Annotated in this window: 7 protein-coding genes and 1 pseudogene; 7 read left to right on the top strand and 1 reads right to left on the bottom strand. The window is 59.6% G+C overall.

Annotation, left to right across the window (positions count from 1 at the left end; genetic code table 11):
- From J7024_RS34980 to J7024_RS34970, 3 genes and pseudogenes are all read left to right on the top strand, one after another.
- Positions 1 to 655, top strand: a pseudogene (locus J7024_RS34980) (hypothetical protein); the annotation flags it as partial.
- 161 nt (positions 656 to 816) lie between these two features.
- Positions 817 to 1,194 (top strand): DUF3592 domain-containing protein, encoded by a 378-nt coding sequence (locus J7024_RS34975; RefSeq protein ID WP_175762347.1) that lies wholly within the window; start codon positions 817 to 819, stop codon positions 1,192 to 1,194.
- A 21-nt stretch (positions 1,195 to 1,215) separates the two neighbouring features.
- On the top strand, positions 1,216 to 1,788 hold the full coding sequence (locus tag J7024_RS34970; RefSeq protein WP_006750562.1) for a hypothetical protein: 573 nt from the start codon (positions 1,216 to 1,218) through the stop codon (positions 1,786 to 1,788).
- On the opposite strand, the gene tssF is transcribed toward J7024_RS34970, so the two are convergent.
- Positions 1,789 to 3,666 carry a type VI secretion system baseplate subunit TssF gene (gene tssF / locus J7024_RS34965; protein WP_234745909.1) on the bottom strand — a complete coding sequence of 626 codons (1,878 nt, stop codon included), beginning with the start codon at positions 3,664 to 3,666 and terminating at the stop codon, positions 1,789 to 1,791. It lies immediately after the preceding gene.
- Between the two features lie 133 nt (positions 3,667 to 3,799).
- On the opposite strand from tssF, the gene J7024_RS34960 reads away from it, so the two are divergent.
- The 4 genes from J7024_RS34960 to J7024_RS34945 are packed head-to-tail and all read left to right on the top strand — an operon-like array spanning position 3,800 to position 9,712.
- Entirely contained in the window at positions 3,800 to 6,001 is a 2,202-nt protein-coding gene (locus J7024_RS34960; protein WP_234745908.1) for a type VI secretion system Vgr family protein, read from the top strand.
- Positions 6,001 to 7,131 (top strand): DUF2169 family type VI secretion system accessory protein, encoded by a 1,131-nt coding sequence (locus J7024_RS34955; RefSeq protein ID WP_124897867.1) that lies wholly within the window; start codon positions 6,001 to 6,003, stop codon positions 7,129 to 7,131. Before J7024_RS34960 ends, J7024_RS34955 begins: the two co-directional genes overlap by 1 nt.
- Positions 7,128 to 9,071 carry a polymorphic toxin type 15 domain-containing protein gene (locus tag J7024_RS34950; protein ID WP_124897866.1) on the top strand — a complete coding sequence of 648 codons (1,944 nt, stop codon included), beginning with the start codon at positions 7,128 to 7,130 and terminating at the stop codon, positions 9,069 to 9,071. The genes J7024_RS34955 and J7024_RS34950 overlap by 4 nt, the downstream gene beginning before the upstream one ends.
- Complete coding sequence (locus J7024_RS34945) at positions 9,068 to 9,712, top strand: GAD-like domain-containing protein (protein WP_234745907.1); 645 nt, start codon at positions 9,068 to 9,070, stop codon at positions 9,710 to 9,712. The genes J7024_RS34950 and J7024_RS34945 overlap by 4 nt, the downstream gene beginning before the upstream one ends.
- Positions 9,713 to 10,143 lie beyond the last annotated feature (431 nt).

Below are 10,143 nucleotides of genomic sequence, written 5' to 3'. Positions count from 1 at the left end.
GAAAACGGGGGGATTACCTTCGAACCAAGACAAGGTCCAAGCGTACCGGCTCAAGGACGGATTGGCCCGCCTACGTCGCTGCGCCAAAAGCCATGGTGGCGTCTGCCTTTCCAAGGTCTACGAAGGCAGCAAGGCTCAATATCGATTTCGGTGCGAGGCAGGTCACGAGTGGGACATGTTGGGAGCCCGGGCTTTTCGTGGATCGTGGTGTCTCGAGTGCCAGCACGAAGCGAAGCGCTTTGGTATCGATCGGATGCGCCAATTGGCGGCCGAGCGCGGCGGACGTTGCCTGTCCGAAACCTATCGAAACACGACCACCCGGCTCGAATGGGAATGCGCACGAGGTCATCGGTGGTGGGCCTATCCCGGAGCGATCGTCCGGGGCCATTGGTGCGCCACGTGTGGGCGCGACGCCGGCAAGCTCGGCATCGACTTGATGCGTGCGATCGCGGCAGAGCGAGGTGGGACGTGCGTCTCGAAAACTTACCTGAACAGCTCGACGCGACTGGAGTGGGAATGTGCTCGTGGCCACCGATGGCTGGCTACGCCGAATACGATTCGACGCGGCCACTGGTGCGCGCGCTGCTATTTCATCAGCATCACGACGACCGACAAGACGCGTCGGATACGGCGGCATGAAACTGCCTGGAAATGACGGTCGAGGCGCGGACGTCGCGGACCGGCTCATAGCGATTGGCAATCGGTAAGCGGCCGACGGGCGCGTCGGCGGCCGGTGTGCGCCAATGCGCTAAAATCGCGCACAGACCCGCAACTGAAGGGGTGCCGCGTGTCGAATAACAGAAATCGAGAGGGCTCATGTTCAAGGCAATTGCAGGCATTGCGATCGGGGTCGTTTTTCTCGTGATCGCGGCTGTTATCGGGTGGTCCACGCGAGGGTTCCTGCAGACTGCGATCGCCGTGCCTGGCGAGGTGGTCAGCCTCAACGCCGGTGGCAGCCACCCGCAGATCGAGTTCGTGACGAAAACAGGCGAACGCGTGTCTTATCCGCAAGGCGGGATGATCTACGGTACCAAGGTGGGCGACAAGGTCACTGTCCTGTATCGGCCGGAGGCCCCCGCCCGCACCGCCACGATCGACCGGTTCGGCGCCGTGTGGAACTGGACGTTGATGGCGACGATTTTCGGCGTCGGGTTCATCGTTTTCGCGGTGATGAATCTTCCGCCAAAAAAATAACAACCTCTGAGAGGATCGGCCGTGTCAATTCTGAGACCAAGCAACTGGAGCTATAAGACGGGTGCGACGGGCGGCGTCAGCATCGAATTCGTCGTCGCGTCGGGCGGCACGATCGTTCTCGCCGACCCAGGCGGAACCGAAACCGATTTCTACTACGGTGGCGTAGGTGTCGGGATCGGTTTCGGCCTTCGTCTCCCGAAGATCAAGCTCCCTCGGTTTTCCTTGCCGGAGATCAAGATACCCAAGATCGCCGGCCGCGAGGTCGGGGGCGCAGGGTCTGCCAAGTCGTTCGACAGCGCGGGGCTCATCTATATGGCGCCGGCGTTCAGCGGCACCGAGCTGACCAAGAGCGATTTCCAGGGCGCTACGGTGTACCTCGACGGCGGCGTAGGCATCGGCTACGGCAAGGCTGGCTCGGCGATGATCCTGGGGATCAATTCTGCGCAGCTTGCCCTTGGCCTGTCGAATCCGGCGATGACGTGGCTCGCCGAGATCGCGATCGCGCACGCCCCCGCGATTCTGCTGATGGGCGGCACGACGGTTGGCTTGCAAGCGGGCGCCGGCGCCGGCATCCTGGTCGGCTATCTGCATTGACTAGATCAACGGCCGCGTTCCGGATTGCGCGGGGCAGCGGTGCAGTTCGTGTCCGGTTTGCGACGAACGGATGATGAGCTGTACGTAGCTGTTCGTCGGTGCGTACGGGGCGAAAAGTAGATCCAGCATTCGTGCGAACAGGTGCAACGTGACATCGCGCAACATGCTTTCATCGAGCGACACGATGATCTCGACACCACGCACGAACGACGGGAACTGACCGTCGAGCGACATCCACTTCCTTGCCGGTTGGTAGTCCAGCCCGGCGATCGCGTCGATGCTGCGTTGAGCGACGACGCTCGCGCGCGGCGCGTGCAGCCGCAAGAAATCCTTGAATGCCTTCAGGCCCGTCTGCGTCAGATCGAACGGATGCAACGACATGCCCGCCACGACTCGCCACAACGCATCGTGCCCACGCGGCAGCACGTTCGGTAGAGTCGGCCGCGTGAGCAACCGAATGGGGCAAGCCAGCGCGGCGCCTTCATGAACGAGGTCGCTGTCCGGCGAGCCGATCGGTAGCCGCGAAGGTAGTTCTCCATTGGTGGCCGTGACGTCGACGTCAATTTGCGGGTGCTTCACCCGGGCGGTGTTACCTTCCAGCCCGACGAGCGACAGGAGAAGCGGGGCGCGCCCGCTGCCTGCCGCCGCATGCGGATCCCGGAACGCAGTCCAGTAGGCAACTGCAGAGTCAGGTTTCCGGCTATGGCTGAACGCGCGGTACGGCAGCACGGTTGGACGTGAAACCGCAGCGGACGATGGCGTTCCCTTTTCGAGTTCGGATTGCGTCCGATCACCCAGATGAACGGCGTCGATCGAGTACACGTCGAGGGGCGTGCCGGTCTCCAGCGGCTCGGGCGTCACGGGATGCGCCCGATCGGTGGTCGTAAGCTGGATGGGCGTGGCGTCTCGCTTGAACAGATTGACGACTGGCGTGCAAAAGAGTTTGAACGACGTGGCGTCCAGGTCGTGCAGCGCCTGGGCGGCAACCGATCCCGATGCCGCGTCGCGAATGGCGAGGTGCAACGTCATCAATCGCGCGTCCGGCGCACGCGAAGCGCGGCGCATTCGCCCCAGGTCGATGTCGACGAAATCGAACTTCTCGGGGAACGCGAAGGACTCGATCAGGGTTTGGAATGCGCCCGACGTACTAGTCGATTCTTTCGGAAACAGCCGATCGTTCTCCCCGAAGCCAACGGATTCGATCGGGATTTTTGATAATGCCGCCCACTGCCCGCTTTGATCGACCTCGACAAACGCCGCGCTGGCACGCAGCTGCAGCGCGTCGGCAAGCGCGGCGACGCGCGCGCGGTCACCCGCCAGGTGAAGACGAACCGCGCCAGACGGGATCGCGCCATCGAACGTATCGGTAGGCGTTGCGCTTTCGAACGCGATCGAAAGGATGGCGGAGACGCTGGCCGGCAGCCGGACAGCCGCGGGGACCATCGTGGCCGGGGCGAAACGTGCGGAGTGAATCCGCAGCGGCACCAGCGTGACATCGTAGATGGTTTGAAACCGGCACGGTGCCGCATTCGCATCGAGCAACGTACCACGCTGCATCGTGAAGGGCGCCGTAAGTTGGCCGAACAGGTTGGTTGGATCGAACTGGGCGATCGCGCAGGCGGGCACGGTGCGCAGGTACTGCGGGTACAGAATTTCGAGTAGCGATTCGGTGAATTCGGGATAGGCGTCCTCGAGCTTCGCGTCGACACGGGCGGCCAGCAGCGCGAACGTCTGGATCATCCGGTCGACATGCAGATCGCCGTGGCCATTGGCGATGCCCAGTCGGGCGCCAATCTTCGGATAGCGCCGGGCAAATTCGGCGACGCCGCGCAACAGCAGACCGACCTCGTATTCGTAATGGGGCAGCAGGTTATCCATTCACCTTCCGTGCGGCTCCGTCCCCATATTCAAGGTACAAGAAACGCAAAACTTGATCCTTCCCGGGGCAGGCAGTTTAAAATCCGTCGACGAATAATATCCTGCCGTTCCGATGCGGGGTTCCGAGGGCGCCATGCAACTGTCAGATATTCCAGGCTTTTTTGGGCTACAGAGCAACCGTTTGTTCACCATCCAGACGCCAATGAAAGGGCGGTCTGATCTGGTGTTGGTCGATTTTCACGGAACCGAAGGCTTATCTCAAAATTTCGACTTCCACGTTCGACTTGCTTCTCAAGATTCGAATATCGAACTGAAAAAGCTGATCGGCCAGCCTGTGACGATTACGTTACAGCTCACCGATGCGTTGGCGAGCTCGGAGGAACGGTATTTCCATGGGTACGTGGCCAACTTCACGCACCTCGACCATGACGGCAGCTTCACGCTCTACAGCGCGACCATCGTGCCATGGCTCTGGATGCTCTCGCGCAGCCGCGATATTCGGATTTTTCAGGAAGAGAATACCGAAGCGATCCTTTCGAAGGTGTTTCGAGAATACGGAAAGATCGCATCGTTCGAATTCAGGTTGTCGAAGGCGACGAAGAATCGCAGCTACTGCACGCAGTATCGGGAGACAGATCTGGAATTCGTCGAACGGCTGATGCAGGAAGACGGGCTGTTTTTCTTCTTCGAACACGCGAAGGACAACCACAAGCTCATCATCACGGACAACTCGATCGCCGCGAAATCGATCAGCGGCCGCAGTCCGGTCCTGCAGTACACGAAGGGCGAGGCGCTCGACAATCTGGCGGTGATCACGTCGTTTCAGGCGAGCCGTCAGCTCGAGTCCACCAACGTCGGTCTGAAGACCTTCGACTACAAGGTGCCGCACGCGCGCCGGTTTGTGTCCGGGGGCACGGAAGTCAACCAGGGCGAAGTGCCGTCGTACGAAGTCTACGACTACCTCGGGGAGCACGGCTTTCCAGACAGCGATCGCGGCGAGGCCTTGACGCGTTTCAGGACGCAGGCGCTTGCCGCGCATAGCAAGATCTTCATCGGGACAAGCACGAGCCGGCGGTTGTCGCCGTGCCAGTATTTCGAACTCGATGATCACTATGATCACAGTAACGCGAAACCCGAAGACCGGCAGTTTTTGTTGACGACTGTTACGCATAACGGCACGAACAACTATCAGGCCGGCGAGGGCGCAGCGACCTACCAGTGCAGTTTCACCTGCATCCGCAAGCAGATCCCGTATCGTCCGGCGTTCACCATCGAGCGGCCGACGATCATCGGGCCGCAAACTGCCGTCGTCGTCGGGCCTGAGGGCGAGGAGATCTACACGGACAACCTGGGCCGCGTGAAGGTGCAGTTCCACTGGGATCGGCTGGGCAAGCGCGATCAGGGGAGTTCGTGCTGGGTGCGCGTCGGGCAGCCGTGGGCCGCCAGCGGATTCGGGATGATTCAGATTCCGCGGATCGGTAACGAGGTGGTCGTAATTTTCCTCGACGGTAATCCCGATAGACCCCTGATCATCTCGAGCGTTTACAACTCTGCGAACATGCCGCCGTGGGGACTGCCGGCGAACGCGACTCAGAGCGGGATTCTCACGCGCTCAACCAAGACCGGCAACGTCAACACGGCCAACGCGATTCGCTTCGAGGACAAGAAGGGCTCGGAGGAGGTCTGGTTGCACGCCGAGAAGGATCAGCGCATCGAGGTCGAGCACGATGAGTCGCATTGGGTCGGAAATGATCGCAGCAAGACCATCGACCGGGATGAGACCACCCAAGTGCATAGAAATCGGACCGAGACGGTCGACGGAAACGAGACCATCACGATCCACCAGAACCGAACGGAACAGGTCGACCAGAACGAAACGATTTCGATCGGAGAAGACCGGAAAGAAACCGTGGGCGGCAACGAGACGATCACAATCCATGGTGCAAAGGCCGAGACTGTTTTTCTCGCGGCTGCAGAGACTATCGGTCTGGCCAAGGCGTTGACGGTTGGTGCCGGATATCAAGTGACGGTCGGCGGGGCGATGAACACGACTGTCGGGTTGGCTCAACTTGAACAAGTCGGCATGAACAAGCGCGTCGACGTCGGCAAAACGTTAACGCTGCATGCTGGCGACAAGATTGAACTGGTAGTCGGGGACTCACGAATTGTCTTGACGTCGCAAGCTATCTACCTGAGCGCGAAGGATATCCACCTAACCGCGAATCAGACGATACGGGCTGACGCACCACAGGACGTTCATTTGAATAGCGGATCGGCGCAATCGGCACCGTCACCGAGCCCTGCTCCGAATGCCAGCGAAGATGGTGGCGAATAATGGCCGCGGTCGAAAATCATGCAGGACTGCCACATGCCTGGTTTCCGAAGATTGGCGCTGGAGGGCATACGTTTGATGTGCTCGTCGTTCGAGGCACGTTTGACCTGGGTCTGAACGGTGCACGCCCAACGCGCGCCGTTCGACAAGAGCCAGTGGTCGATGGTGACAAGTACGACGAGCCGCGCGGGGATGATCCTGTTAGATCGATGCTGATTCAGCCTGGTGATCGAGTGCTGTACAAGCCGCAGACGGACATATTCGTCACCGGTCGAGCGCACGCGCCCGACGGTCAGCCGGCATCGAGTTGGGTCGCGGGCTTGCAGTTGGCCGATCATCAAGCATCGTTTCGGCTGTACGGCCCGCGACGTTTCGTCAAACGATGGTTGGGCTGGCGCGTGACGGACGCGGCGCCAGTCACCGAGGTGCTGCTGAGCTACGAAAATGCGTTCGGTGGTGCCTATGCTATCCCGCTCAACCAATCCGGCGTGATCGCCCGAATCCATAAGCCTGACAATCCAGTTGGATGTGGATGGCTTCCGGACGCCGAGGTATTGGATACGCTGCCACCGGACGAACGAAAGGTGATGGCGGCGGCGGTGGCCGGAGTGCGAGAGTTGCCGGCACCGCAGATCGAGGATCCCGCCGTTCCATTGAATTCGCCGCTTCAGCAGGTTTCGCCAGCGGGTTGTGGGCCCCTCGCACCTTGGTGGTCGCCGCGAGTGCAACGACAGGGCACACTCGATGGCACGTGGCTCGAGACCCGTTATCCGGCAGTCCCCGATGACTTTGATGCGTCCTACTATCAGGTCGCGCATCCTCACCTGACGATCCCGTATCACCTCAACTGCACCGAGCAGCTTCGACTTACCAACCTGTTGCCTGAGAGCCTCTACGAGTCTCAGCTCCCCGGATGGACGGTAATGGCCGTCGCAACGTATGCGGACGGCGGCAGTGACGTCGCCTTCCCGATTGTCGATACGGTGAGCATCGATCTCGACAAGCGCCGGCTTTCTCTGGTTTGGCGCACCTGCTTTGATCGGATCAACCCGGTCAGATCACTGGTGATCGGTGCAACGGATCAAGCCGTTGCCCGACCTCCTGCAGGTGTGCCTGCGGAGGGCGTAGCATGAGCGAGCCGCTACAGATAGAAGTGACCGGCGACGGAGCCGACGCGTTTCGCGAACACTTCAAGATCGACAGTCTTGAGCAGGCCAAGAGCGCGCTGGAACATGCGGATGCGTTATGGAATGATCCAGGTCCGCCCGGTTCTCAGAAGCGGGACGTCTACGACTGGGCGTCCAAGGAAGTGGTCCGTCGCTACGAAACCGGGCGCTACAAACCCGGGACCTTACCAAAGAAGACGGCTGATGAATCGCGTTCTGGCAGTTCGCAGCACATTGCCAATGAAAGCGACTGGAAAGCCTTCTGCACCCAGCCAGACTTTTGCCGTGTCGGTAACCAAGTCGTGGGGTTCGAGACCTTTGCGGTGATCGACCACAAGCAGGTTGCCTCTCCGAACGTCAAAGCTCAGGGTAAGCCGGTATACCGCGTGGGCGACACGCACCAAGGTGTTCAGGCAGACGCGGGGCAAGGCGTCGTTTCTCAAACTTCTGGTGGTAGCGGATACGTCAAAATTCTCTCTGGGCAGAGCAACGTCAAGGTCAACGGGCTCCCCGTCGCGCGCAATGGCAGCGCATGCTTGATCAACTGCAATGCTGAGGGAGTTGGTGGGACGACGGGGCAGATCGAGACAGCCTACAAGTCGACGCAGTCGTCGGCCGACGATGTGCTCAACCCAGACGCGCCTCCGGGGCAGAGGACCAGCAAACGGCTCGAAGATCTGCAGCGCCAGCGAGCGGCTCTGAATGACAAGTTGATCAATGTCGACGATGCCGACAAGGTTGTCGATTTCGACAGCGCGAATAAAACGTTGGATGGTTGGATAGGTGAGATCAAAGGTGCGCCAGGTTCCTATGCGGACCAGGCTGCGCAGGCCGGACGGGGGCTGTTAGGTTTCGGCAAAGACGCCGTGATGGGTATCGGGAATCTTGCCTATTCAGGTGCGAAGGGCGCGGTTGGGTTAGCACAGACTGTCGGCACTTCCGCCGGCAGAGAGGCCGCCGTACTGGACGCACAAATTCTCGCCGAAGACATTCGGATTGGAAATATCACACCTGGAACCGTCGGGAATACGGCGCTCAACATCGGCAAAGCAATTGTCAAACCGGTGACGGACCCGTGGAGCAAAGGGCAGTACACCGAGTCCGTGACCCGTGGTTTTGCGGAGGTGATAACAGCACCTCTCGCGTCGACGAAACTTGCAAAGCTGGCGAAGCTGGGCGAGGTAGGAGATGCGGAGAAGGCGATCAAGGCTGAACAGGCGATCAAGGCTGAGAAGGCCGCCGAAGCCGAGCGCGCAGGGCAGGTGACGAAAGCGCCAGAGGTGGAGACTCCGCGGGTGCCAGAGAATGAGCCTGGTGTACACGTCAAACCGAAAGAGCGATTGCCGGAGAAGAAGGTTCCTTGCTTCCATCCGTACAACAAAGAGGGCTTCAAAAAGCTGTCGCCGGCCGAACAACGGCAATATCTGCGAGAATATGCCAAGCAGTTGCGCGGCCAGCAGGACGCCATCAATAGCTTGACCGCAAATGAGTTTCAGGCAGCTCGGGACGCATACAAAGCGGTTGGTCGAAATCCGTTGGCCGATGCGATGCAAGAGGCAACCCGGAGCGATTTTGTTGAGCACGTCAGGGGCAGCATCTACGACAGCTTGAGAAGCTCCGGTATGGGTGCGAAGGAGGCGATGAGTGCGGCGACTGAGCGGGCCAAGACGATCGCGAGCAAGCTTGCAGCACTGCATGAGCCTGATATGGTTGCAGGTGGCTGGGCGCATCCAGACCCGACTCGCATGGGAAGCTCAAGCGTAAATTCCTCTATCGGCGGAAGTTGGAATCAAGGCGATCGCCTCTCGACGATGGAAGGAGGGGCGAGGGATGCTATTTCGAGCGGTAAGGGTGACGCTTTGATGAATGTCAAGCTTGAACCTTGTCGCGGGAAGGGAATGAGATGAGAGACGAAGATTTCGAACTGTTCATTGAAAGTTTTGGGGAGGCAACCAGCAGAGTCGAGGTGCCTCAAGAGAGCTTTGAAAAGTTTGAGAAGAAGTTACCGGCTCAGCTTCTGAAATATTGGGCAGAAGAGGGTTGGAGTAGCTACGCTGACGGGCTGTTCTGGACGGTGAATCCGGATGAATACGAAGACGTGCTTGATATGTGGCTGGAAGACACGATCTTTGAAGAGGTCGACAGCTACCATGTCATTGCCCGAACAGCGTTCGGCAAGTTATACGCGTGGGGCGAGAAAACAGGGCCAAGCCTTACGGTCTCGTGCCCGACGCATTCTCTTATCGCACTGGAGCGCGATCTAAAAGGACCGCTGAAAAACCCTGACTTCAGGGTCCAAACGTTCTTCGGCTCGAAGACGCGAAATGAGTGTGATCTGAAGGATGAAGCGAAGGCGCCGTTGTTCGGCCGAGCGCTCGGTGAGCTCGGTAAACTTGGGCCGGATGAAATGTATGGCTTTGAACCGGCGCTGGTTGCCGGCGGTCAGATGAATCTTGATCATCTGAAAAAAGTGAATCTCGATGTTCACTTGACGATTCTGCGGCAACTTGCACCGCCTAAAATCCCGTTCCTCAACATTCCGACCTGACGCCGATGCCAGGTTGAAGGGCACAACCGCGGCAGGCTTCGTACTGAGTGACGAGCTTCTCCTCGGTCCGCTGGCGCCCACTGTCCGCCAATCTTCAACCTCGTGCAGTAAGTGCACACCCCCGAGTGCCGGCCGGCCCCACTTCCGGGGCGGCGGGACTTCTTTGGCGGATTCGACGAGCTCGAGAGGCTGGCTAAACGATGAACATTCGCCGCGTGGCCTTCTCGATGCGAAGGACGAGATGGATAGGGGGCTGATCGGCCGTCGTCTACAACAACGACATCTGGCTCGGTAATCCCCCCGTTTTGCACGGGGTTCAGAAGTAGAAACTAAGCGGCCACGGCCATATACTCTAGTACGCGCCAGTTCGCGCCGTCCCCCTTGCTGAAAGCTGCCTCGATGGCGTCCAGTGCTAATTCGAGTTCGTTGTG

The organism is Burkholderia sp. WTPI3 (assembly GCF_021483755.1).
In the GTDB taxonomy this organism is placed as follows: Bacteria; Pseudomonadota; Gammaproteobacteria; order Burkholderiales; family Burkholderiaceae; genus Burkholderia.
Note: the sequence above shows the minus strand (reverse complement) of the source record. Positions and strands in the feature narration are given on the sequence as shown.

What these genes read in the sequence shown, in the direction of transcription:
- J7024_RS34975 (WP_175762347.1), top strand. Translation starts at nt 817, where the DNA reads ATGTTCAAGGCAATTGCAGGCATTGCGATCGGGGTCGTTTTTCTCGTG.
- tssF (WP_234745909.1), bottom strand. Translation starts at nt 3,666, where the DNA reads ATGGATAACCTGCTGCCCCATTACGAATACGAGGTCGGTCTGCTGTTG.
- J7024_RS34960 (WP_234745908.1), top strand. Translation starts at nt 3,800, where the DNA reads ATGCAACTGTCAGATATTCCAGGCTTTTTTGGGCTACAGAGCAACCGT.
- J7024_RS34955 (WP_124897867.1), top strand. Translation starts at nt 6,001, where the DNA reads ATGGCCGCGGTCGAAAATCATGCAGGACTGCCACATGCCTGGTTTCCG.
- J7024_RS34950 (WP_124897866.1), top strand. Translation starts at nt 7,128, where the DNA reads ATGAGCGAGCCGCTACAGATAGAAGTGACCGGCGACGGAGCCGACGCG.
- J7024_RS34945 (WP_234745907.1), top strand. Translation starts at nt 9,068, where the DNA reads ATGAGAGACGAAGATTTCGAACTGTTCATTGAAAGTTTTGGGGAGGCA.